Source organism: Adhaeretor mobilis, from assembly GCF_007741515.1.
Lineage (GTDB): Bacteria > Planctomycetota > Planctomycetia > Pirellulales > Lacipirellulaceae > Adhaeretor > Adhaeretor mobilis.
This window is the reverse complement of sequence record NZ_CP036263.1, coordinates 5240449-5264239: the sequence shown is the minus strand read 5'-3', so window position 1 is coordinate 5264239 and position 23791 is coordinate 5240449. Positions and strand designations below refer to the sequence as shown.

The 23791-nt window shown below is 56.6% G+C and carries 22 protein-coding genes; 8 read left to right on the top strand and 14 right to left on the bottom strand.

The annotated features are described in order from the left end of the window. Window positions 1-113 precede the first annotated feature (113 nt). Genes HG15A2_RS20685 through HG15A2_RS20670 form a run of 4 tightly spaced genes read left to right on the top strand, consistent with a single transcriptional unit; the run spans window position 114 to window position 2946 of the window. The gene (locus HG15A2_RS20685) at window positions 114-1055 is read left to right on the top strand and encodes a 4-hydroxybenzoate octaprenyltransferase (protein ID WP_145062904.1); all 942 of its coding nucleotides are present in this window, start codon (window positions 114-116) and stop codon (window positions 1053-1055) included. Window positions 1056-1104: 49 nt separating this feature from the next. After that, on the top strand, window positions 1105-1500 hold the full coding sequence (locus HG15A2_RS20680) for a GxxExxY protein (protein WP_145062902.1): 396 nt from the start codon (window positions 1105-1107) through the stop codon (window positions 1498-1500). 56 nt (window positions 1501-1556) lie between these two features. Further along, complete coding sequence (gene mqnE, locus HG15A2_RS20675; protein WP_145062900.1) at window positions 1557-2690, top strand: aminofutalosine synthase MqnE; 1134 nt, start codon at window positions 1557-1559, stop codon at window positions 2688-2690. A gap of 16 nt (window positions 2691-2706) precedes the next feature. Continuing rightward, the gene (locus tag HG15A2_RS20670) at window positions 2707-2946 is read left to right on the top strand and encodes a DUF433 domain-containing protein (protein ID WP_145062898.1); all 240 of its coding nucleotides are present in this window, start codon (window positions 2707-2709) and stop codon (window positions 2944-2946) included. Between the two features lie 193 nt (window positions 2947-3139). Here HG15A2_RS20670 and HG15A2_RS20665 read toward each other — a convergent pair whose 3' ends face one another. From HG15A2_RS20665 to HG15A2_RS20620, 10 genes are all read right to left on the bottom strand, one after another. Beyond that, window positions 3140-3859, bottom strand: a complete 720-nt coding sequence (locus HG15A2_RS20665) for a hypothetical protein (RefSeq protein ID WP_145062896.1) — start codon at window positions 3857-3859, stop codon at window positions 3140-3142. Further along, window positions 3856-4467 carry a hypothetical protein gene (locus tag HG15A2_RS20660; protein WP_145062894.1) on the bottom strand — a complete coding sequence of 204 codons (612 nt, stop codon included), beginning with the start codon at window positions 4465-4467 and terminating at the stop codon, window positions 3856-3858. The genes HG15A2_RS20665 and HG15A2_RS20660 overlap by 4 nt, the downstream gene beginning before the upstream one ends. A gap of 39 nt (window positions 4468-4506) precedes the next feature. After that, window positions 4507-6834, bottom strand: coding sequence for a beta strand repeat-containing protein (locus tag HG15A2_RS20655; RefSeq protein WP_218932145.1), 2328 nt, complete (start codon window positions 6832-6834; stop codon window positions 4507-4509). A 742-nt stretch (window positions 6835-7576) separates the two neighbouring features. Then, window positions 7577-8401 carry a PP2C family protein-serine/threonine phosphatase gene (locus HG15A2_RS20650; protein ID WP_145062890.1) on the bottom strand — a complete coding sequence of 275 codons (825 nt, stop codon included), beginning with the start codon at window positions 8399-8401 and terminating at the stop codon, window positions 7577-7579. Window positions 8402-8491: 90 nt separating this feature from the next. Then, the gene (locus HG15A2_RS20645; RefSeq protein WP_145062888.1) at window positions 8492-9808 is read right to left on the bottom strand and encodes a serine/threonine protein kinase; all 1317 of its coding nucleotides are present in this window, start codon (window positions 9806-9808) and stop codon (window positions 8492-8494) included. A gap of 48 nt (window positions 9809-9856) precedes the next feature. Beyond that, window positions 9857-11761 (bottom strand): hypothetical protein, encoded by a 1905-nt coding sequence (locus tag HG15A2_RS20640; protein ID WP_246117815.1) that lies wholly within the window; start codon window positions 11759-11761, stop codon window positions 9857-9859. Window positions 11762-11954: 193 nt separating this feature from the next. Then, window positions 11955-13970 (bottom strand): ATP-dependent DNA helicase, encoded by a 2016-nt coding sequence (locus HG15A2_RS20635; RefSeq protein WP_145062886.1) that lies wholly within the window; start codon window positions 13968-13970, stop codon window positions 11955-11957. Between the two features lie 50 nt (window positions 13971-14020). Beyond that, window positions 14021-14887: a thiazole synthase gene (locus tag HG15A2_RS20630; RefSeq protein ID WP_449186094.1), complete on the bottom strand. Its 867-nt coding sequence runs from the start codon at window positions 14885-14887 to the stop codon at window positions 14021-14023. A gap of 146 nt (window positions 14888-15033) precedes the next feature. Next, window positions 15034-15234 (bottom strand): sulfur carrier protein ThiS, encoded by a 201-nt coding sequence (gene thiS / locus HG15A2_RS20625; protein WP_145062884.1) that lies wholly within the window; start codon window positions 15232-15234, stop codon window positions 15034-15036. A gap of 19 nt (window positions 15235-15253) precedes the next feature. Further along, the gene (locus tag HG15A2_RS20620) at window positions 15254-15823 is read right to left on the bottom strand and encodes a hypothetical protein (RefSeq protein WP_145062882.1); all 570 of its coding nucleotides are present in this window, start codon (window positions 15821-15823) and stop codon (window positions 15254-15256) included. Window positions 15824-16101: 278 nt separating this feature from the next. Between HG15A2_RS20620 and HG15A2_RS20615 the strand changes: the two genes are divergently transcribed. Then, the gene (locus HG15A2_RS20615) at window positions 16102-16821 is read left to right on the top strand and encodes a Bax inhibitor-1/YccA family protein (RefSeq protein WP_218932144.1); all 720 of its coding nucleotides are present in this window, start codon (window positions 16102-16104) and stop codon (window positions 16819-16821) included. A 94-nt stretch (window positions 16822-16915) separates the two neighbouring features. On the opposite strand, the gene HG15A2_RS20610 is transcribed toward HG15A2_RS20615, so the two are convergent. The 4 genes from HG15A2_RS20610 to HG15A2_RS20595 are packed head-to-tail and all read right to left on the bottom strand — an operon-like array spanning window position 16916 to window position 19618. Then, complete coding sequence (locus tag HG15A2_RS20610) at window positions 16916-17965, bottom strand: succinylglutamate desuccinylase/aspartoacylase family protein (protein ID WP_218932143.1); 1050 nt, start codon at window positions 17963-17965, stop codon at window positions 16916-16918. Next, window positions 17946-18848, bottom strand: coding sequence for a 30S ribosomal protein S6--L-glutamate ligase (rimK, locus tag HG15A2_RS20605; RefSeq protein WP_145062880.1), 903 nt, complete (start codon window positions 18846-18848; stop codon window positions 17946-17948). Before rimK ends, HG15A2_RS20610 begins: the two co-directional genes overlap by 20 nt. Window positions 18849-18851: 3 nt before the next feature. Continuing rightward, window positions 18852-19349, bottom strand: a complete 498-nt coding sequence (locus tag HG15A2_RS20600; RefSeq protein ID WP_145062877.1) for an ATP-dependent zinc protease family protein — start codon at window positions 19347-19349, stop codon at window positions 18852-18854. After that, window positions 19349-19618 carry a hypothetical protein gene (locus HG15A2_RS20595; RefSeq protein ID WP_145062875.1) on the bottom strand — a complete coding sequence of 90 codons (270 nt, stop codon included), beginning with the start codon at window positions 19616-19618 and terminating at the stop codon, window positions 19349-19351. The genes HG15A2_RS20600 and HG15A2_RS20595 overlap by 1 nt, the downstream gene beginning before the upstream one ends. A 295-nt stretch (window positions 19619-19913) precedes the next feature. On the opposite strand from HG15A2_RS20595, the gene hisF reads away from it, so the two are divergent. The 3 genes from hisF to HG15A2_RS20580 are packed head-to-tail and all read left to right on the top strand — an operon-like array spanning window position 19914 to window position 23752. Then, entirely contained in the window at window positions 19914-20705 is a 792-nt protein-coding gene (gene hisF, locus HG15A2_RS20590; protein WP_145062873.1) for an imidazole glycerol phosphate synthase subunit HisF, read from the top strand. Between the two features lie 27 nt (window positions 20706-20732). Beyond that, entirely contained in the window at window positions 20733-21902 is a 1170-nt protein-coding gene (locus HG15A2_RS20585; RefSeq protein ID WP_145062871.1) for a type IV pilus twitching motility protein PilT, read from the top strand. Beyond that, window positions 21902-23752, top strand: a complete 1851-nt coding sequence (locus tag HG15A2_RS20580) for a GspE/PulE family protein (RefSeq protein WP_145062869.1) — start codon at window positions 21902-21904, stop codon at window positions 23750-23752. The genes HG15A2_RS20585 and HG15A2_RS20580 overlap by 1 nt, the downstream gene beginning before the upstream one ends. The last annotated feature ends 39 nt before the right edge of the window (window positions 23753-23791 follow it).

Below are 23791 nucleotides of genomic sequence, written 5' to 3'. Positions count from 1 at the left end.
TGCCCTTGAGCGTCTCGGAGAGCAATGATTTGAGTTCAGGCGTTCACGGCAGGAGACTTCCCACCACTTCTAAACAAGGGTAGCAAGCTACCCATGCCATCCCCCCCCCCCACATGCAGCAAACCGCCCGCCATTTTCTGTCACTCATCCGCTTCAGCCATACAATCTTCGCGCTGCCATTTGCGCTGCTGGCGGCGGTGATGGCTTGGCATGCCCCAACCTATGAGTGGACAGTAACCGCCACAGTTGCTCAACCCGTGGGTCCGCCGCCGGAGGTGCGCTGGCAAGAACTCCTCGGCATCCTCCTCTGCATGGTTACCGCGCGCAGTGCGGCGATGGCATTCAACCGACTAGTAGATCAGAAGATCGACGCGAGCAATCCACGGACAGCAGGGCGGCACTTGCCGTCGGGAATCCTCAGTGCATCGCAAGTCACGGTATTCGCCATCGCTTGCAGCCTTGCGTTCGTCGCTAGCACGCTGCTATTTCTCCCCAACACATTGCCGCTGTACTTGAGCGTGCCCGTGCTGTTGTTCCTGTGCGGTTACAGCCTCACGAAGCGTTTCACGTCGCTAGCACACTTTTGGCTCGGTGCAGCGCTTGCGGTTTCGCCGTTAGCCGCCTGGATCGCCATCCGCGGCGAAATCGTCCTGCAGAACCCGACAGACCTGCTTCCAGCGTTAGTCCTAGGCGGAGCAGTACTCACCTGGGTTGCCGGCTTCGACATCCTCTATGCGTGCCAAGATGTGGACTTTGACGTCCAAGCGAAGCTTCATAGCGTACCGGTGAAGCTCGGTGTACCCGGAGCGTTGAGGCTAGCCGCGGGCTGTCACGCGATGACCGTCCTCCTGCTGGCAGCACTTTCTTGGGCCTTTCCGCCGTTTGGTTGGTTCTACACCGCAGCCGTCGTTGCCGTGGCTGCGCTACTGATTTACGAGCACGCCCTGGTGAAGCCCGACGATCTCGACCGCGTAAACACCGCATTTTTCAATGTAAATGCCGTGATAAGTCTAGGCCTGTTGGCGGTTGGAACCTTAGACTTGATGCTCCTTTGAATGTCTCGCGCAGAGACGCGGAGACAGCAGAGGATTGATAGTGACTTCGATGGAAGAGACAAATCGAATCAGTGGAGAGGTTGTCGATGCTGCGATTGCAATCCACCGAGAGGTGGGGCCGGGGTTGCTAGAGTCAGTATACGAGGTGGTTCTTTATCATGAATTGAAGCAAAGAGAATTGGCTTGTGAGAGGCAAGTCGCGATTGCCATTGAGTATCGAGGGCTTCGGTTTGATGAAGGCTATCGGATCGATTTGCTAGTTGAGAATCGTATTGTTATTGAGATAAAGTCAATTGAGCAAGTCAACCCAGTTCACAAAAAACAATTGCTCACTTACCTTCGACTCACCAAGCATCCTTTAGGGCTGCTGCTGAACTTTAACGTTAACCTCATGAAAGATGGAATCACACGCATTGTGAACGGTATCAATGACAGCGACCGATAAATTACAACTCTGCTGTCTCTGCGGCTCTGCGCGAGTCCTAACTACTCGAATATCCTATGCTTAGAACCTCTACCCCCATCCTTGCCCCCATCCGCGAAAAGGTCGAAGCCGGCGAGCGTCTCTCGTTCGACGATGGCCTGCTGCTCTACGACCCGCAGGTGCCGCTGCCTGAACTAGGCGAGCTGGCCAACTTGGTGCGCGAACGTAAGAACGGCAACGCGGCTTATTACAACATTAACACGCACTTGAATCCCACCAACGTGTGCGTGTATCGCTGTACTTTCTGCGCGTTTCGCGCGGACCTGCGTGATAAAAAAAGCTACTGGATGAACGACGAGCAGGTGCTCGCTCGCGGGCAAGAGGCAGTGAACAATGGCTGCACGGAAATGCACATCGTCGGCGGCTTGCATCATCAGGCGAAGTACGAGTGGTACCGCAAAGTGATCAGCTTGCTCCACGAGGCCTATCCCGAGCTGCACCTGAAAGCGTGGACGCCGGTTGAGATTGATTGGTTCGAGCGACTCACGAAGCAGCCGTTACGCTGGGTGATGGAGGACATGATCGATGCCGGGCTAGGCAGCATGCCGGGCGGCGGGGCAGAGATTTTTCATCCTGAGGTGCGCAGCCAAATCTGCGAACACAAGGCAGACTCCGGCCGCTGGTTTGAAACCCATCGCACGGCTCACGAGCTAGGGCTGCGAACCAATTGTACGATGCTGTATGGGCATGTCGAAAAGCCGTTCCACCGAATCGATCACTTGATTCGTTTGCGCGAACTGCAGGACGAGACCAATGGTTTCCAAACGTTCATCCCATTGGCATTCCATCCGGATAACACGGGCCTGTCGCATATCAAGAAGCCCACTGGGCCTGAAGATCTGCGCACGATGGCCGTGAGCCGACTGATGCTCGACAACATTCCGCACATCAAGGCATACTGGATCATGCTAGGTATCGGCACCGCGCAAATTGCCCTCAGCTACGGTGCGGACGATATCGACGGCACGGTAAGGCACGAGCTCATTTACCACGACGCCGGTGCCGAGACGCCCGAAATGATGACCGTTGCCGACCTCCGCCGCCTCATCGAAGAAGCGGGCCGCGAGCCGATTGAGCGCGACACCCTTTATCGCCGCGTCGAGCGTAGCGAAGCGGGCTGGGAAGCGGGAGCGGCGATTGGTTCGAACTAGCCGGGCTGGATGGAATATGCGTAGAACAGCAGAAGAGCCCACGAGTCTTTTTTGGGGAGAAGAGACAACAACGGTTGTTCATTTTGACCCTGAGATCGTGAGCGTTGCCCCTGTGTTCACGGGGACACGTGTTACCATCCAGGCGCTCATTGGCCCTATCGCTGCAGGCGATTCCATTGATCGCTTCTGGGATGATTTTCCCACCGTTTTCGCGGACGAATGGTATCCCCCGCATTCGCGTGATTTTGCACGTTAGGAGCATTGCCAAAAGCCAAAAGCCGACCGAGTATTGGGGTTTTGAAATCGGGACGACTTTAGGGGCATCGATATCGGCGTAAGTCCTTAGTTGAATGACGCTTACTGTTGAACCGATTTTGTCATAAGCAAGCTAAGAAAAACGGTGCGGGGACTACCGCTGCATCAGTTCGCTGTGCGAACGCAATCTCCATTTATCGTACTTCGCGATAGCCGAAGGCGGCTAGCGTGCAGAGGGTTATCAGCACCAGTGTCGTCGGCTCAGGCACTTGCTGCGAGAGAGCGAGTAGGGCCGAGCCAGAACCATACTGCGTTTGCCATACGGAAATTAACGACGGATTGCCTCGTTGTATTGCCAGGAAGTCGGCGCCGTCTACTAACCCGTCGAGGTTATAGTCCCCGGTTGCCATGGGTAGCGGAAACGAACTCGTCGTTGCTTCAACCTCGGTTCCCTGGTGGAGCAGTCGAAGACTAATCGCCGCAACACCACTTTGAAGTCGGAAGGAAATAAATAGCGCCGAGTCGAGCCCGTCAATCCATTCGCCGGGGACGGGGCTTGTCACACCGTAAGTCAAATCAATAGCGTGCGAGATTCCCGGTTCGAATACGCCCTCATTGTCGGGAGCACCTAGCGGCGTTAATAACCGGAATCCGCTCGTTGTTGAGGTAAGCACGCGCGCGGCCAACTGGTCATTCAATGGAACTACGTTAACGCCTTCGGACACGTCGCCATCAACACCAAGAACCAGTGTGTCGAACACAGACTCTGTCGAAACCGCGACGACATAATTCTCGGTCGAGATCGAGGTGATCTCGATCGTCGTAGCACGAGCCTGGTCGCCGATCAACAGAAGAAACGTCGCCAGTGAGGCAATGGCGGAAATAGTGCGAGACAGAACTTGGATTCGGCTCAAGCGACCACCGCTACGGCGACACTGCGATTGGCGCAACCCCTGAAATTGCGAGATAATCCGGCAACTAAAACACCAATGCTGAGTAGCGACCACACCACCACGGAGCTTGCTTCGGGAATCGCGGAGATAGCTTGTACTGTCTCACTTGCAAACGGTGTTGGCGAACCATTATACAAGTTGACGGTCACATTCGCGATTGCACTGGGATTTACGAGGTCGAAATGCAGGAATAATGCATTACTCAAGCCCGACGTCCATTGCCCCGGTACTGGGCTCGTAACGCCATAGGTCAGGTCGAGATCGAAATTCAGTCCAGGCTCAAAGACACCATCGGCCTCCAAGTTCGTGCCCAACGCTGATAGGAGCGTAAAAGAAGGACTGGAAGAAACATAATTCTGCCCCATCGTCGTCGGGCTAATCGGAACAATGTTGACACCGTTTCCGACGTCGCCGTTCACGCCGATTTCGATCGCGTCAAATACTTGGTCCGTTGTCACCGCAATCGCGAAACTCCCAGAGGAAACTTCGTCGGTCGAAACGACCAACGTCGCACTTGCAGGATCGACAACTATTGCCAAGAGTAGGCTGATAAAGGTTAGTCGGTACATGTCGATTGCTCCCCCACTTAGAGGTACAAAGTCTTCTTTTTAGTTTGACAATCTGGCAGAGGAAACGCAGACTGAAAGTGCGAGTAGCAATAATCCGAGAGTTGACGGTTCGGGCACTGTGGACGCAGCCAACGACGCAGTGCTCGTGAATCCGAAATTCCCCAGCAGCGTGCTGAAATCGGCACCGTCGACAACGGTGCTGCCATCAATGTTGCCGGCTGCCCAGCCGCTCGTTGTGCCGAAATTGCCCAGCAGTGTACTGAAGTCAGCTCCATCAATCACGCCATCAAGGTCGAGGTCGCCATACTCGCTGCCAAGCAGCGTGTGAAGCCAATAGTCGGAATCGCTGCCGCTGCCGATCTCGAAGGTCACCATGCCGTCGTTATTCAGATCAAAGAACACATCGGTCGAGCCGGATTGCGCAGCAGCGGCTAACAAATCAAGGTCATCGGCATCCCAAATGCCATCAGCGTCGAAGTCGCCGAGGAGCGGTGCGGTAAATTTCAGAAACAGCGAGTTTTTGTCATCGGTCGAGAATAATCCAAAACTGCCGTCTGCCAGATCATGCAACGACATGAACTCCGAAACATCCAGTTCCAGATTGAGCAATGCAGTGTCGGTAAATGCAGCGTTGGTGGAGGTGCCAATCAGCCATTCGTGACTCTGTGTCGGATCCCAGCCGGCTAGAGCGGCGGGATTGCTGTTGCCATCAATCGGCTTGATCTCAATTGTAAAGGCGCCACTGTCCACAATGCCTAAGTTATTGGCATTCCACAGGTCCCAGTCGGTCCCCGCCACACCCTCGACTTCGGTGGTCTCCCATTCGTAGATTCCGCCATTACCCCATGAGGTGGTGGTGGTACTCATACTACCCGGACTGTTTCCCGGGTTGACTATCGTCCCGTCGCCGACCGTAAGATCCGAAAAGGTGCCCGAGCCAAAGATACGCCGGTTCGTATCTATCGGGCCATTGATGACCCCATTGTTAATAATCCTGTCAGAGCCGGTGAAGTCAATCGATCCGCCAGGATCCACATTCAGCGTGCTCCCGGACCCGATGAATAACAGACCACCGACGGAGATTGACCCACCGCCACTCACCGTCACCATCCCGGTGCTGTCGCCATCAAAAGATCCGATCGCTAAATTCTGACTATTTTCCCATTGCGAGTTTGGGCCTGTCACGGTAACCGTCCCTACAGAACCAGTATCGTAGGCGACATTGCCCGTCGAGTTACTGACGAACCCGCCATTGTCGATTGTTAGTGTCCCCGTGCCTTCTACGCCTACATAGAGGGGGATGTTGTTCTGCCACTGCGAACCTGTGCCCGAGACGGTGACTGAACCCTCTGAGCCGCTGAATCTTCCTAGCGTGGTTCCACCTCCCGAGCTGGTGATGGTGACGACGCCACCATCTAGAATGGACAGGGTTCCAGAGCCAGATTGTCCTAAGCTGATTTCACGCGAAGATTGCCACTGTGAACCCGCCCCCGTGACATGGACCGTCCCAATTCCTGTCTCACGGTTTCCGATAGTGCTCCCGTTACTGGTTACCGTGCCGCCGGCCTCGATCGTAAGCATACCAATGTCACGAAAGCCCACTCGCAAATCAGAAGAATTTTGCCATTCTGAGTTGTCGCCGCTTACGAGGACTGTCCCCGAACCGCCTTCAGCACCAGCAATGGATCCTACGGCGTTGCTGACCAACCCACCATAAATCGACAGCGTTCCACTTCCAAGAAAACCCACTTCCATAGTACTGGAGTTGATCCACTGTGAATTCGGATCGCTGATAGTTACAGACCCGGTGGAGCCGGCACGCACGCCAATAGTGCCTGCGGTGCTGGTGACCATCGCACCGTCTTCGATCGCCAACACACCCATCCCCGAATTGCCAACAGCCAAGAGCGAGGAATTCTCCCACGTCGAGCCTGGCCCGGTGACGGTGGCGGTGCCGGTGGCACCCGCCAACAAACCTAGAAGGGCTTGTCCGCGACGTATATTCACGCCGCCGCCAAAAAATGTGCCTCCATCCCCGCCTGGAGTGTCAAGTGTGTTGATCAATGCACTCCCGCCTTGGATCAAAAGATTACCGGTTTGGTCCTCCCCGCCACCGACCACCAGCGCGCGCGAGTTCCAAGTAGCGCCGGACTGCAACATGAGTGTCGGATCGTTATCGGCGTCGGTAACGAACAAGAACCCTTTATAGAAGGCATTTGTTCCCGTGGTGGTGTAGGTTCCGCCCGTTTGAGTGGTATCGGTGGAAATCGTCTCCTGCCCCAAAGCCGGCGCCGATAGCGCGGACGTCAGCATGCAAAGGCAAAGCGAACTACTGTTTACGTACCACGCAAGGGCCAAACGGTTCATCGGGCTGTCCAGTCCTACCGAAGGTGCGGAGCCAGGGGGGGGGGGCATGCAGCAAACCGCAAGATTAACAAGCCGGCTTTGATAAAGCAAGCATGGATGCGTTACTGTTCGCCCCCAATTTTGCTTGCCGAGTAACGATAAACAACGTACCCAATTGCATGGCAACTATCGCTTTCGGCTGCTAAACCGCCGCCAAAAACAGTGGCTGAGAGCGAAGTCAGTCGATAGTTTGCATGTAAATAAGATTTCTCCTGGGGGAAATATGCCAAAACAACACCAGCTCCCACCAACAAAGGCCAAGTCAGCGACGCTCATTCCAACGGACCTCCGGAACTCACTTGGGGCTGGGTTCTCACTCGACCTTGGCAGGCCATCGCCAGAGGAACCAGCCACCCACACCTCCCAGGCCAAGCGAAGCGATCTCGAGCGTCTGGTTGGCGTGAAGGATACGGCAGCGAATCAGCTACCTGCACCGGCAGACAGACCAACGTATCAAACACTTTTTGCTTGGTGCGTTTAGCGTGAAACGCCGACGCGTCCTAACAGATTAGGTTTGCGACGAATTTGCTGATTCCAGGACAATTCAGCCGAATGCTTTGCGTATATTAGGACAGCAACCTAGAGCAGTTTTGAAGTTGCTATAGCGGCACGTCAGTAATCTCGGTGCAAGCACCGCGGCGAAATGTCTTCTGGAAGTCGCTACAGCAATCTCGAAGACGCTCTCAGCATGTGGAAGTGTCCTTCACCGTCGACTAAGTGCAATCAGCGTCAGATCATCTGGCTTGCCGGGATCGCCCGCAGGTTGGTCGTGCATCCGCTGCCAAGCTGCGCCCGCCAGACGCGTGGCCACATGCAGCGCCGGACCGCGACAAGTGGCGTCCACAACTTCTTGCATGAACATATTGTCCCACAGACCGTCGCTGGCGAGCAGTAGCATATCGCGCTGGGCAAGCGGCACGGTGGGCCCAATCTCGACGTGCATTTCTTCCACGCCGATGAGGTTTGAAACGAGATGGCGATCTTCGTGTTCGATGGCCTCGCGCTCGTTGATGATGCCCGACTCTAGTGCGTAGCCTACTGGGGAGTGTGCTTTTGTGAGCAATTTGACTTTGCCCCGACCACCGACGAGTATCGCCTGCGAGTCACCCACGTGAAACGTACGCACTTGATTCTCTTCGATGAGCGCTGCTACAAGAGTCGTTGCAGAACCCGTACCCACGGCCATGACCTCGCGATTGGCGGATTCAATGCCGTCGAGAATGGCCGAGCGTAGCGACTCTTCTGGATTAGCAGCAAGTACCGAGCTGAGCACCGACTCCAGCGTCAACCTCGCGGCCAACTCACCGCTTGCCATACCGCCGCACCCGTCAGCCACCATGAGCAGTGTGCTGCCACTTTGCATGGCGAGCACCAAGGCGGCATCCTCGTTGCAGGTGTCTTTGTCAGGACTACGAGCCGAAAGCACTGCTGCGGTGGCACCACTCACCCCAATCGTATGTGGAACCTCGTCGTTAGCTTCCAGCCACGATTGCGAATTGCCAGGGGTGAGTTGTTTCAATTCCGTCAACGTGGTTCTCTTTCCGAATAGACAATCCTACTACGTCCCTCACGACGTCACGCCGGCAAAGTTACTCTAAAGTATAGTGTTTTCCAAAGATCACTTCTCCGCCAGCCGATGCGAGCACCAGGGGCAATGGCTCCAGTAGTCTTTGGCGATGCCCCAGCCGCACTTGCCGCAGCGATGCTTGGTTGGACTCACCGAGGACTCGAGGGGCCACTTTTTACGGACCTTGATATGGCACCAAGGGCAGTAACTCATAAAGGGCATGAGCACTTTGCGTGTACATTTAGTGTTCTGGCAACGACCGGAGTAGCGGCGGTCGGTGTACTCTCGGGAAGTGGTCACTTCAAAGCCTGGACCATAGCACCAGGGACAATACTCCCAATCAAGTTTCATGCCGCGGCGACAGCGCGGGCAGCACTGGGGCATATCCGTTTCGCCGGGGTGTTGCCAGCGCGGCTTGCCGCACCACGGGCAGCCGGTCATTGATTCCGCAACGGGGCCCTGACAGGCGACACACGTATGCGTTGCTTTGAGCGATTTGAATTCAGCGAGGAACTGCTTGTAGCGCATCGCACGCCAGTCGGTTGTGTTAGGCCGGCGTCCCGTTCCCGTGCGTGTGCTGCGCTTTGCACGTTTTACGCGCACTTTAATGCGTTCAAACGCAGAGAGCATCGCCTTGCCATCAGCAAAACGTTTTTTGGGGGAGAGCTCCATCGCGCGTTGCAAGAAGGCAACCATCGGTGGCGAGAGCTTTTCATTCAGCACCTCGATCCCCTCGGGCGGCCAATCAAACGGCCATTCGGGAAGATAGCCGGTGAACATCTGATAAAACACCAGCCCGAGGGCGAACACATCGGACTGAAATGTGGGTCGGCCCATCGCTTGCTCAGGGGCCATGTAACCAAGGGTCCCTGCACCAGAGCCTTGCACGGTGCGGCGCGAGACCCGCGCCACGCCGAAGTCTGATAGTCGCAGGTGATTGCCCTCAAACAGGATAAAGTTCTCCGGCTTGATATCGCAGTGCAGGATTTTCTCACCATGCGCATACGCCACTCCGGCGAGCATCTGCTTGGCGAAGGCGAGCGCCAGGTCGAGCGACATTCGCTTGGTTAACCGTTCCTCGAGCGTCCCCTTGCCCAGTAGACTTGCGACAACCAGCTGGCCTTCAATCAGGTCGGCTGTTTTCAGCGGAAGAATATTCGGGTGATCGAGCTTCGCAATCAGTCGCACCTCGCGCCGAAAGGCTTCGAGCGTGTCCACATCAACCATGTGCTCATGCGGAATCTTGAGTGCGACCTGCACACCCTCGATCGTATCGCGCGCCTGGTAGACGACAGCAAACCCTCCCTCGCCGAGCTTCCGCTCAATGAGGTATTTTCCAAAGCGTTGACGAGAGCGGAGTTTTTTCATTGGTGTTGTGAGAATCAAGCAGCTGTTAGCTAGTGACAACCGGCCCACTTACTCAAACTTTACCTCAAGAACTTCATTCCCAGGCTCTTCAGTCGCCTCCAAATCGGAGAATTCTTTTATGTCCTCGCCCTCGCCCACACGTAAGGTGTACTTGCCGCTGTGGAAAACGTAGGGCTGAAACTCGTCGGCCGGGGCACGCAGCGTGTACACCGACTCGCCGGTGGATTGGTCAATCACTTGAATGACGGGTCTCATCCCTTCGGCCACTTTCACTGTGGGCAGATGGCCGCGGGCTTCGCGCGCGTAGTTGTCTTGTTGGGCGATCGTTACTGGCCAGCCTGGCATTTGGGCGGCATCGACCGCGGTCACATCCACGTGCCGGGGCCAGCATTCCATGACGATCTCACGCGACGGTTTATTGAAGCGAATGATGCCGTAACCGGCCGCGTTGTAGTTCTCGTCGGTCGGGTTGGCGTAGGCGTGCATGGTCACCTTATTGCGAAAACCGTCGTAGTAGCGGCCATTGAATTTCAGCTTGCCCAGTTCGCGCTCCGGCTCGCCCGCGCCTTTCGAGTCCTCCAGCGGCCACCACCAACGACCGTAAAAATTTACGATCGACGGCACACAGAACGACCAGATGGCATCTTCCCACTGATTGGTGCCGTGATGGATGACCGTTGCCAAGTGCTGATCGCCAGCGATGTGAAACGCGAATGCGCGTCGCAATTCGTAGAGGGCTTGGTTGCGACCCGTTTGGGGCCAGCCGTTACTATCCATATCAGCCAGCAGTCGCTCCTGGTTTGGGCCGTGAATATGCGCCCCGCCAGCGAAGATAGTTTGCGAGAGAACAGACTTCATTTCAGCGTTCTCCCAATCCTGACCCCACTCGCGCAGGAACTCCAGTTGCCGTTCGCCCAGCAGGCGGGCTTCCGGCAGATCGACTGTCGCGGGGTCGTAACTGGGATTGTTCACATGGTCGGGGCGCGGACCTTGTTGGGGTACCATTCCCTCAGGGCCGGTCTTCCACTTGCGGTCTTCGACAATCGCGAAGTCGATACCACCGATGTTCAGCGACGTATAGTAAACCGAGATGTCTTGTCCGACAGGCGTCTGGTCATAGGGGTCGGGGAGATGGGCGCACTGGGCCCTCTGCACCATGTTCACGTACTCAGCTTTTTTAAAGTAGCCACCATCGGAGCCGCTTCCTTTTTTGGAATGTTTTCCAGCAGCTCCCCACAGGTTGGCTTGCCCTACGTCGTGGTCGTCGGGAATGGTGACAGTGGGTCGGTCCTTGATGATTTCGCCAAATTGCTCGCCGAACAACAACCACGCCTTATAGTGCTGGTTGTGGTCATAGCTTTGATCGCCCGAGAAGAAAAGCAGGTCGGGGTCTTGGGCCTTCACGTTGTCGACGATGTCCTGCCGCGGGCCGCGGTCTCTATTTGAATTGCCCGTGAACGCGGCCACGACAATTTCTTCCTTGACACGTGGGTTGGCACGAATGATCCCCTCGTAAATCGCTCCGCCCGGGTGGGTGACGCGATAGGTGACTTGTTTCGTGTCGTCCCAATCCTCAACCCGGAAAGTGGTCATCCAGTGCGCCTCGTCCACTTTCTGCTTGTTAGCCGTTTGCCATTGTCCATTGCGATTGAGCTCTAAGCTCACTTCGCGCGACTCGCCCTCCAGCAGCGGATAGAGCTGTGCGGATAGCTTTAGCACGCGATCCTGTGTGGTATAGAGTGCGAAGCAAATGACTTCGTCGCGCGGCACATCGCGGATCGTTAGCTTCTCTCCCTTGCGGGGAATATTGATTGGCTCTGGCGCGGTGCCCCGCTCTTCAGGGATATCGTTCTCTTGTGCCGATAAGCGATTGCAGGCAGAGTCATTGAAGAACACCGTGACGAAGCAAGCGGCCGCGAGCGAGACAGTCACAAAGCGTGTTGAAATTCTCATAGAGATAGCAATTTGAATTTGGGGGAATCAAGAAGAACGGTTTGCAAGCATTATAATGCACCCCCTAGCCGCGGTGCTACGCACCGCCGAAGTTTTGCCCGCTGCGAGAATTTGTCAACAGCAAGGAGTTACGAATCGGCTCAAGCATCAACGACCCGTGGTGCGTAGCACAGCGGCTAGGGACGAGAAGAATTCAAGCTCTCGGCCGGCTCATCTTCACCACCCGGCACTCGGGCAACGAGTCCAGGAACGTGCGCCCGTAGGATTTAGTGTTGATGCGCGGGTCGAGAATCACCACGCGGCCCGTGTCTCGTTGGCTGCGCACTAGGCGGCCGAAGCCTTGCTTGAGCTTCAACGCCGCCTCGGGGAGTTGGTACTCGCGAAACGGCTGCCCGCCCGCCTCTTTGATTGCTTCCAAGCGTGCTTCCAATAGCGGGCGATCAGGCACACTGAATGGCAGCTTCGTGATCACCACTAACTGCAACGCTTCGCCCGGCACATCCACGCCTTGCCAAAAGCTATCTGCCCCGAATAGTACCGAGCGAGGGTTCTCCTTGAACAATTCCAGCATGCGGCTGCGCGGCGTGCCGTCCGCTTGGCTGATGAGCGTGAGATTGTTCTGGTCGAGCCACTTCGAAAGCCCTGAGGCCGCTTTGCGCATCGTGTCGTAGCTAGTGAACAGCACAAACGCCCGGCCGTCGCTCTCGCGCAGAAAGTACTTGAGCGAATCCAGGCAAGCCCTCTCATAGTCGGAGCGTTGCCCGCTCGGGTCGGGCATATCGGTGAGCGTGACTAGTTCGACTTGCCGTTTGTAATCAAACGGGCTGTCCAGCGACAACGACTTGCTCCCGGTGAGCCCGATACGTTCCTTGAAGAAGTCGAACGAGCCCTGTCGACCTACCGCCAGGGTCGCGCTGGTGAGTACTACGGTCTTCACTTCCTGGAAAAGCTGTTCTCGCAAGGCCGGACCAACATCAACCGGTGCGGCGGCCAGCGTCATCCGCGGGCGGCCGCTACGGGATTGATGAATATCTGCCCAATAGACTGCCGAGTCGATCTGTTGCCGATGCCACGCATGTACGTCGCCCGCCAGGCCCAGCAACCGATCGTGTGCCGATGTGAAATCCTGCCGAATGGTTTCGTCCTCAAACCGATCTCCGGCTCGTTTCACACCCAGAGCCAACGCCTTGAGTTCGGAACTCAACGAATTGTCAATTTTCAACGGCTCACGCACGCGACCATTCGGCGGTGCTTCGCCTTCGCGCCATTCCCACACGTCGCCAAAAAACTCCGTGGCCACATAGCGGCAACTGTCGACCAGCTTCGCGAGCGACTCCAAACCGTGCCCCACAAGCAAGCCTTTGTTGGTTCGGTCGTTGTACAGCCGACTGAGCGTGTAGTCGATTTGGCTGCTCGTGAGGCGCACTCCTAGATGATCGGCCGCCACGGCCTCAACCGTGTGAGCCTCGTCCAGCACGGCCACATCGTAATCCGGTAGAATGCTCACCCCCGAACGCCGTAGCGATAGGTCGCTAAAGAACAGGGCATGATTCACCACCAAGATTTGCGCATTTTGCACGCGCCGACGATCTTGATAGTAAAAGCACTTGCGATAGGTTGGACAGCGCCGGCCCATGCAATTGCCGTGGTCGCTGGCTACCTCGTCCCACACGCTGGGCGCCGGTTTGTACTCCAAATCAGCCAGCGAACCGTCGCGTGTGGTCTCGCTCCAGCGGCGCAAATCGTCCAGCTGGTCGTATGCGTCTCGTGAATCAAACAGCGAGCCGCTTCGAGAACTCGCCGTATGTAGCCGGCGCAAACTCATGTAGTTGCGACGACCCTTCACCAACACGGCACTAAACTCCCGCGGGATGACGCTATTAAGTAGCGGCAGGTCCTTGCTGATGAGCTGTTCCTGCAAACTAATCGTATGCGTGGAGACAACAATCTTCAGCGGTTTCTTGCCATTACCATTCGATTCAGTGGCTTCCGTAGCCGCCAAAATCGCCGGCACCAGATAGGCGAAGCTTTTCCCCACGCCCGTGCCTGCTTCCACGACGAGGTGTTTCTTCCGCTCGATGGCATCTGCCACAGCACGAGCCATGTCCAGCTGCTGCGGGCGCGATTCGTAGTGTTCGATCCGTCGCGCAATCGAGCCCTCCGATCCGAGGATGTCTTCAACCGACAGCGGTGGTGCAGAAGCGTCCATGGGGTGGGGCGGTTAGAAGCGACTAAGCCGCATGAGGCGGCGAAATACTCTTAACGGGGCCGCGCGGTGATCGCCCCTTCTTCGGGACTACTGGCCGTGGCGTAGAGCTTTTTGGGAATACGACCGGCAAGGTACGACTTTCTGCCCGCCTTAATCCCGTGCTGCATCGCCTCGGCCATAAGCACTGGATCAGCCGCGTGAGCGACTGCCGTGTTGAGTAGTACGCCATCGACGCCCAGTTCCATAGCTGCGGCCACGTCGCTCGCACCGCCCACTCCGGCGTCCACAATGACTGGGTAATCGGGATCGCCCTCCTTCAAGTACTCCAAGCAAATACGAATGTTGTTCGGGTTGAGCACCCCCTGACCAGAGCCAATCGGGCTGCCCGCGGGCATGACGCTCGCCGCACCAGCTTCTTTCAGCCGACGGGCTACGATGGGGTCGTCGCTGGTGTACACAAGCACTTGAAAGCCATCGGCCACCAGCCGCTCGGTAGCATCAATGGTGGCCACCGGATCGGGCAGCAAGGTTCTTGTATCGGCCAAGCATTCTAGCTTGACCCAATCAGCCCCCGGGTTTTCGATGCCGAGCAGGATCTCACGGCCCAGTTTGGCTACTCGAACCGCATCGTCCGCATTGAAGCAACCGGCCGTGTTGGGCAGCAGCGTGTAGCGCGAGGTATCGATGAAGTCGAGCAGATTGTTGCCTTCCGCGTCGATGAGTCGTTCGCGACGGATCGCGACGGTGATGCAGTCCGTGCCACTCGCGGCAAGCGACTCGCCCATCTGCTCGTACGTAGAGTACTTGCCGGTGCCCACGATGAGGCGGCTTGCCAACGTGTGGGTGCCGATGGTCAGGGAGTCAGCGGTGAGGGTTTCTGTGGGCATGGTTTGGCGGGCAAAGTTTGGTGAATTCATGAAGTCTGCTGTTGTGCACCGGCAGGCTGTTAGCCTGCGGCTAGCTTGTCGATTGCGAAATTGAGCGAGGAAACTGTCGAGAGGGAAAATAGCCGCGAGCTAACAGCTCGCCGGTGCCCAGCCAGTAGGTTTACAATAAATACGTCTCAACCGCCCCCCACCAACGTCACAATCTCGATGCGGTCTCCCTCAGCCAATTGCGTCGCAGCGTGTTCGGTGCGCGGAGCCAACTCTAGGTTCCGCTCGACCGCCAATGTTCTAGAATCGAGTTCCAATTCCACGAGCAAGTCCGCCACTGTCGCGCCCGTGGCGACTTCTTTAGAGCGACCGTTCAGTTGAATCTGCATACCAGCACGTTCGTCCTTTTTACTGCCCACGCACGAAAGTAGTCCGGAACGGCCCGCCATCGACCATTATGAAGGAGCCTTGCTGCGGCGATCCCTTGGCATTCAAGCTCCCATTGTAGGGCAACGCGTAAGCATACACCTGACCGCTGGTAGCTTCGGCCACATAGACAACGCAACGAGCCAATTGCGAAGGGCCTTTCCCCCGCGGCAGATCGGCCAGTCCGGTGACCATCAGGTATTTGGGGTTCTGCGTCTGCGTACCGAAGTCGGCCTGCACGTTGTATTCAAAAAAGCCGGAGAACTTGCCAGTGCGACGACTGAGGATCGCCCCCCGCAAGTCGCCCGTGATGAAGTCGAGGAAGAAAAAGCCTTCGAGATCTTGATCGACCAGCCCCGTGGCAATGGTAAAGTTGTCCTCACCTTGCGACGCTGTGGCGTTCACTACGGTGCCCCACTGGCCAGTCGGACTCCCGCCGGAGAAGTAAGCCACGGCTACAGCACCTAGGAACCCACCGACGACCAGTAAGGCGGCGGTGTTGATCAATGATTGGAACCGGTTGGCTGTTAGCTCTGTGGATTCAATAGCCATGCGATTCGCTCCGATGGTGTGGATGGGCCCTGGCCCTGCGAGGCAGGAGGCAAGGCGGTAGCGGAACCAGACTGCCCGACGTACTGGTCGAAAGCCGGAAAATTGCCGCCAATAAGCATAATATCGGTTGAGTCCTGGGTAAATCAATGGCTTGGTCCGAACCCCAGCATTGATTGGTGCGTAAAATACGGTAAGTTTGCCATAGTGGGGGCCTCGCTTTTGGAGGGATCCTCTATGCTCTTTGAAGAGACTGAAGTCCAACATTCCAGGGAATTGCCATGAATGCCTCCGAGAATCCTTACGCACCGTCCAACTTCACAATGGCCGCCCACGCCGAGTCCAGTGAGCGCGCGACGTTTATTACGCGAACTTACATGCACCTGGCCGGAGCTATTTTGGCCTTTATTGGCTTGGAAGCGGTCTTACTGAACTCGCCAATCGCTGAGCGTCTCACGAATACGATGATGGGGGGCCAATACTCCTGGCTGATCGTCCTGGGAGCATTTATGGCTGTGAGCTGGATTGCTAACAGTTGGGCGATGTCCTCGACTTCCAGAGGGATGCAATATGCTGGTCTTAGTCTCTACGTGGTCGCAGAGTCTATTATCATCTTGCCACTGCTCTATATCGCTGCGAGCAACCCGAGGTTCGCAGGCGTCATTCCCACGGCATCGTACACTACACTTGCCCTGTTCGGCGTGCTCACGGCGATCGTGTTCATCACGCGACAAGACTTTTCCTTCATGCGATCGGTCCTAGTGTTCGGCGGTATTGCCGCAATGGGCCTAATCGTTTGTGCTATACTTTTTAGCTTCGCCTTGGGGCCCATCTTCACTTACGCGATGATCGCTCTTGCCTGCGGTTACATTCTGTATTCCACTTCGAATGTGATGCTGCACTATCGTACCGACCAGTACGTTGCTGCTTCCCTGGCACTGTTTGCCGCGGTCGCGCTACTATTCTGGTACATCCTGCAACTGTTCATGTCGCGGGACTAATTTATGGTTGGCGAAGAGAGTACGGCGAAACCGCCAGCGTAGCAACTAGGTTTGCTGCAGCGCATGCGGTATCGCCGCCCGGGTCAATTAGATCTCACTCCTCCGCCAGCAGTGCCGCGACTTCGTCCGCATGGTCGTCGCTTTTCATCGAAGCGATATGGACTACCGCTTCGCCCTGTTGCACCAATGGGTTGTTCGTATGACCGATGATGATGCCAGCTGAGGGTGCGATTAGCGGGCGGGGGTCGTCGCCAAAGGCGTCCGCGACGAAACCGATCTGCTCTTTCTCAGCCACCTGCGCGCCGAGCTTAGTACTCAGCCGCAAGATGCCGCTCTGCCGGGCACGAACCCAGCGGGTGGTATCGACGACTGCCGAGTGCGCGGATCGTTTCTTGGGGCTTTTCTTCCGCATGCCCAACGCTGCCAGCACGCGCAATACGCCATCGCGGCCAAGGCGGATGGCCGCGTCGTCAAATCGCAATGGCTCGCCCGCCTCGTAAACCATCGTGCGAATCCCCGCCCGAGTGGCAGCGCGACGCAGGGTGCCGTCGATCTCCGCACCATGCATGATCACCGGAGCCGCGAACGCTTCGGCCAGGCGCCTTGATTCGGGGTCTTGGAGGTTGGTGCGAATCTGCGGCAGGTTCGTGCGATGGTTGGAGCCTGTGTGCAGGTCGATACCGTACTGGCACTTCAGCACGACTTCCTGCATGAAAAGGTGGGCTAAGCGGCTAGCGAGCGAGCCCCGCGAGCTGCCTGGGAACGATCGATTTAGGTCGCGGCGGTCAGGCAGGTAGCGAGATTGGGCGTTGAAACCAAACACGTTCACAATTGGCGTGGCGATGATCGTTCCGGCCAGCTCGCGCGGCTTGATGCGATCGAGCACTTGCCCAATGATCTCCAAGCCGTTCACTTCATCGCCATGGACAGCCGCGCTCATCCAAAGCGTCGGTCCGGGCCGTTTTCCATTGACCACGACCACCGGCAAGGAAAGAGCAGTACCCGTGGGCAGACGAGCAACGGGAATCTCAAGCCGCTCGCGTTCTCCCGGTTGCACCACGGCACCAGAGATCGTCACAGGCTCGTTGATAGCCGCTCGCGGTTTAGCCGCGGCGACCTTGACCTTACCCTTTTCCTTTGTCACGCTGCTTACCCGGTTTGGCGTTTTTTTCGATAAAGTCGATGATCTTCCCAGCGACGTCTACGTTTGTGGCTTGCTCGATACCTTCCAGCCCTGGCGATGAGTTCACTTCCATGACGACCGCGCCGTGGTTGGACCGCAAGATGTCTACGCCCGCGATATTCAGACCCATCGATTTCGCGGAGCGCACCGCAGTGGAACGTTCCTCGGGCGTTAGTTTGATTTTCTCTGCGGAGCCGCCCCGATGAAGATTGCTGCGGAACTCACCCTCGGGACCTTGACGCTTCATCGCGGCCACAACTCGGCCGCCGATGACGAAGCAGCGTAAATCGGCACCGCCAGCTTCCTTGATGAACTCTTGCACGAGAATGTTCGCATCCAGCCCGCGGAATGCTTCGATCACAGCTTGGGCGGCCTTCTTCGTTTCCGCCAGGATGACTCCCACGCCTTGCGTACCCTCGATGAGTTTAATCACCAAAGGCGATCCACCTGCGAGACTGATCAGCCCGTCAATATCTTTGGTGGAGTGCGCAAAACCTGTGACCGGCAGGCCGATGCCATCGCGGGCCAGCAGTTGCAAGCTGCGCAGCTTGTCTCGTGATCGGCTGATCGCCTGCGACTCGTTCGCCACGAATACACCTTTCACCTCGAATTGCCGCACGACCGCAGTCCCGTAGAACGTGTGCGACGCTCCAATGCGTGGGATCACGGCATCGACCTCCAAAGGGCCGCCTTGGTAGATCACTTGCGGCCGGTGCGAAGTGATGTCCATGTAGCAACGCAAGTAGTCGACGATCGATACCTCATGGCCCCGCTCCTTAGCTGCCTGCTTCAGCCGATCGGTCGAGTAGAGCTTGGAATTGCGACTCAGGATGGCGATCTTCAAGTTTCACTCCTCTTTCGGCTTTTTGCCTTTTGGTTGCTTCTTTTTAAGCCGTCTTTTGGGTCGTTGGCTTTGTAAATACGACTTGGCTGGGTCCACAAGAAAGCGTCCCCGCACGGCTTCGCGTCCTAACAGCATACGAAACCCCATCTGATCGCGGGAGGCCAACGTCAGGTCAATCGCCCAGCTTTGCCCTGCCAGTTCGAGTGTTGTGCGAATCACCACACGCCGCGTCGTGTGCCCGCTAGAACTCTTCACGTAACGCTGTTCCAGCACGGGCGCCTCGCAAACGATCCGAGGTTCCTTCCGCCGTTGTACTGGTTGGACTTCAAATCGCACCCAGTCGCTACCATCACGTTGGAAGATTTCGATGTGCCGAGCGTGCAACGAGGAGGATCGGGCCCCGGTATCGATCTTCGGCTTGACTTGCGAGATACCCAACTCAGGAAGCGAAGTCCACTCGCGCCAGCCGATCGTCGGAAGTGGGGGTTTTGCGGGGCGCATTAGAGCAAGTCTTCCCGGCCTTGCTCGGCTTTCTTCATCGTACGCCCAATATCCCATGGGAGTGATTCACCTCGCTCAAATTGCTCAACCGTTTTCTGGACTCCAGCCTTCATGTAGGAGGGCTCGAGCCTAATCGGCGGCAGATGCTCGGCGGGTGCGAGAGTAATTTCCTGATGCCAGCCGGGATCCTCAATAGGAATCGGAACGCCACCATTGGCGGCGAGCGATTTAAGGAATACTGGCGGCAGCAGAGTAAGTAGCTCAGACATGCCCACCATTGTAGCAAGATCCCAACGGTAGGGTCACACTACCCAGTGGGCCGCTTGCGGCTTGGCGGCGATTCTGAGTTGTATTTGACTACGGGCACGAATTCGCCGCCGCTGCTAAGTAGCAAGCGGTACTTCTCGCAGGCCAAGCACTACAACCCTTACTACTAGGTCTCTGGCCCGCCATCTAGTTGACCCACCCCGGTAGGCTACTTAAGCTAAGAGGACTACGGAGCTTCGGGTGATTCTGCCTTGCCCCATTGTAATTGCCTCGTCCTTGGACCCTCGCCCCACACACATGCTCGCCAAACGTGTCATTCCTTGTTTAGATGTCGATCGCGGTCGCGTCGTAAAGGGGACCAACTTCGTGAATCTGCGCGATGCAGGCGATCCGGTCGAGGTAGCCGCTCGTTACGAACGTGACGGGGCAGACGAATTAGTGTTCCTGGACATCTGTGCCAGTCACGAGGGTCGCGACATTATGCGCGACATGGTGCGCCGCACGGCGGAGCAAGTTTTCATGCCGTTCACCGTTGGCGGAGGGATCCGCACGCTGGAAGATGCTCGACAACTCATTCAAGCCGGCGCTGAGAAAGTGAGCCTTAACTCAGCCGCTGTCCGTACACCCGAGCTCATTACAGAAATCAGCCGGGCTTTTGGCGGCTGCGCGACGGTCGTGAATATCGACCCCAAGCGCGTCACGGATGCCGAAGGTAATGAAAAGTTTGAAGTGTTCATTAACGGTGGACGCATTCCCACCGGGCTCGATGCACTAGCGTGGGCCAAGCAAGTCGAAGAACTTGGCGCGGGGGAAATCGTGCTCACATGCATGGACGCCGACGGCACCAAGGATGGTTACGACTTGGAAATGACCGCCGCAGTAAGCCAAGCAGTCGGTATCCCCGTAGTAGCCAGCGGCGGGGCAGGGTGCCCACAGCATTTGGCTGATGCCGTGACCAAGGGAAAAGCCGATGCTGCCTTGGCGGCCAGCATATTTCACTTTGGCGAGTATACGATTCAAGAGACCAAACAAATCATGGCCGAGGCAGGTATCCCGGTCCGCTTGCCTCCAGTCGGGCTCGTGGCCTAGCAAGATGGCTTACCGAGGAGAAGACCTATGTCAAACACCAACGCCCAGAAAAGCTCGATCAGCTCTAGCGACTACGATAGTTTCGTAGCCGTCCACAGAGAGCTAGAGATCGACAAGCTGTTTCGTGCCTGCGTCAAGCTAGAAGCGAGCGACTTGCACCTCAAGGTAGGCAATCCGCCCATGGTGCGCATCGACGGCACACTGCGTCCCATGCAGCGTTCCCCCATCGAAGACGAGGAAATGGTTCGCCTCTGCTTTCCGATGATGAGCGAGCGAAACCGCAAGATTTTCGACCACGACGGCGGGGCCGACTTCGCACACATGGTCGAAGTGGATGGCACTAACTGGCGGTTCCGCGTGAACCTGCTCCAGCAACTTGGCCACATTGGCCTAGTGGCTCGTCGCGTGAACAGCTGGATTCCCGACTTCGAGGGACTCTACTTGCCTAAGTCGATGGTCGATCTCTGCAAATACGACCAAGGCATGGTGCTGCTGGCTGGGGTGACCGGATCGGGCAAAACGACAACCATTGGTTCGATGCTCAACTGGATCAATCACAACTATCGCAAGCATATTCTCACGCTCGAAGACCCGATCGAATTCGTGTTTACTGAAGACAAGTGCCTAATCAACCAGCGCGAAATCGGCCTCGATGTCGTGGACTTCGAAGTCGGCATGAAGCACGCCGTACGTGAAGATCCCGACATCATGCTCGTGGGCGAAATGCGTGACAAGGAAACCTTCATGACCGCCATTCACGCGGCTGAGACCGGTCACTTGGTGTTCGGAACCATCCACGCTAGCGGTGCTCCGGGAACGATCGGTCGTATTCTCGATCTCTTCCCGCAGGATATGCACGGCGCACTGCGCAGCGCCATCTCCATGAATATGAAGGGCATCGTTGCTCAGAAACTACTGAAGAGCATCAAGCCGGGCGTAGGTCGTGTCCCGACCGTGGAGATCATGCGATTCACTCCTACCATTCGCAAGCTGGTGCAAGAAGAGGAAGATCACAAGCTCAGCGGAGCCATTAGCGTGGGCGTCGAGGATGGCATGCAGACTTTCACGCAAAGCTTGAAGCAATTGGTCGACGATAAACTCATCGACCGCACCGTCGCGCTAGAAGTAGCGCCCAATCCCGAAGAACTCAAAATGGCCCTCAAGGGCATTTCGGTCAAACAACCTGGAATCATGTGATGCGGCAATTGTGGCTGGTTTTGCTTTTACTCGTATTGGGTTTCAACGGGGCGCTTGCTCCCGGGGTCGCATGCGCCGCTGCGAAGGATGATGCTGCCAAGAAAGCCGCGGAAGCACAGGCCGCTGCTGACGCGCAGGCTTTCAAAGTGAAATCCAAGAAAATGGAGGTCGATTACAAGGCAACGGTCGAGAGCATTGGCGAAAGCCGCGACTCAAGCCCGTGGCTTTGGATCGTTCCCTTCGGCCTTTTCACCGCTGTGTTGTTATCGTGGGTTGGATTTGGTGACTGGGTGAATCGTGATACGCAGACTCACAAGATCGGCTGGCACAAGTGGAATCCTGTTGTGTTTTCCCCATTTGCCGTGCTTGCCATCGCCTTGTTTTTTGTCGACTTCAACTTTCTTTATCGCATTCCGATCCTACTTGTGGCGTTCGTGGCGTCGGCTATCCCCTACATCCTCACGCACAATAAGTCGGTACAGAAACACCAGACAGTCCTCACTCGCGAGTGGTGGCGTTATGCTTTCTCTGAGACCATGGGTAAGCTCGGTGTGAAAATCGACACCGAACGCAAAGCACAGTACGAACTGGGCGCCGCCGTCGACCTAATGGCCATGGGAGCCGAAGATGCTAACGCGGATAACGCCAATTTGCTCATTGCTCGCCAGTCACCCGGCTACTTGATTCTCAAGGACCTGGTTTCTGAGACGGTAACCAAGCGAGCGGACCGTGTCATGCTCGACTACACGCAACAAGCGGTGAACGTGCGGCATGAGATCGATGGCATGTGGCACTCGGGCGAGCCCCGCGATCGCGAGTCGGGCGATGTCCTGCTTGCTGTGCTCAAGACACTCGCCAATTTGGACGTGAAGGAACGCCGCAAGAAACAAAAAGGAAAACTCGGCGCGAAGTTCGAAGGCAAGAACTACCTCCTGCCCATCACGAGCGAAGGCACCAAGAGTGGCGAGCGAGTGGTCCTTGAGTTCATTGGTAAGAAAGCCAGCTTCAGCACGTTCGAAGACTTGGGTATGCGCGATGGCCTGCAAGAAAAGTGGTCGGAGCTCATGGCCCGCGATAAGGGCTTGCTGGTGTTCTCCTCCATGCCAGGTGGCGGAATGTCGACACTTACCAATGTGTCGCTCGACGAGACCGACCGCCTGATGCGCGACTTCGCTGCCATTGAACAAGCCGACAAACCAGAACAAGAAATTCAGAACGTCACCGTCAACAAGTTTGACCCCTCCAAAGGGGAAACCGCCGCCACGATCATTCCTGATCTGATCCGCACGTACCCTAACGTGTACGTGATGAGAGAGTTTACTGATACGGAAGCGACTAAACTGCTGATGGATGAAGTAGTTGACGAGAAGCTGGTGATCACTACGATACCCGCCCGCGACGGTGCGGACGCGCTGCTCCGGTTATTGCAAGCCAAGGTCCCTCATAAAATATTTGCCAAGCACGTCACCGCGGTCCTCTACGTACGGCTTGTTCGCAAGTTGTGCCCCACCTGCCGTGTTGGCTACACACCCACTCCGCAAGTGCTCAAGAAGCTGGGTATCCCTGCCGGCAAAGTCGAACAACTCTACCGCCCGCCCAAGCCAGAAGAGCTAGAAAGCGATAAGCCGTGCCCCGATTGCCAGGGCTTCGGCTACCAAGGTCGCACCGGCATTTTTGAATTGTTGGAGGTGAACGACAAAATGCGCGAAGTGTTGCTCAAGAAGCCGCAGGGTGACCTCCTGAGAAAGGCAGCCCGCACATCGCGCCAGCGTTCGTTGCAAGAAGAAGCGATACTACTGGTCGCCAAGGGCGTGACCTCGCTGCCAGAAGTGATGAGAGTCTTGAAATAGATATTACGTGTCTTCTAAGGAACGTCCTCCATGGCGTTC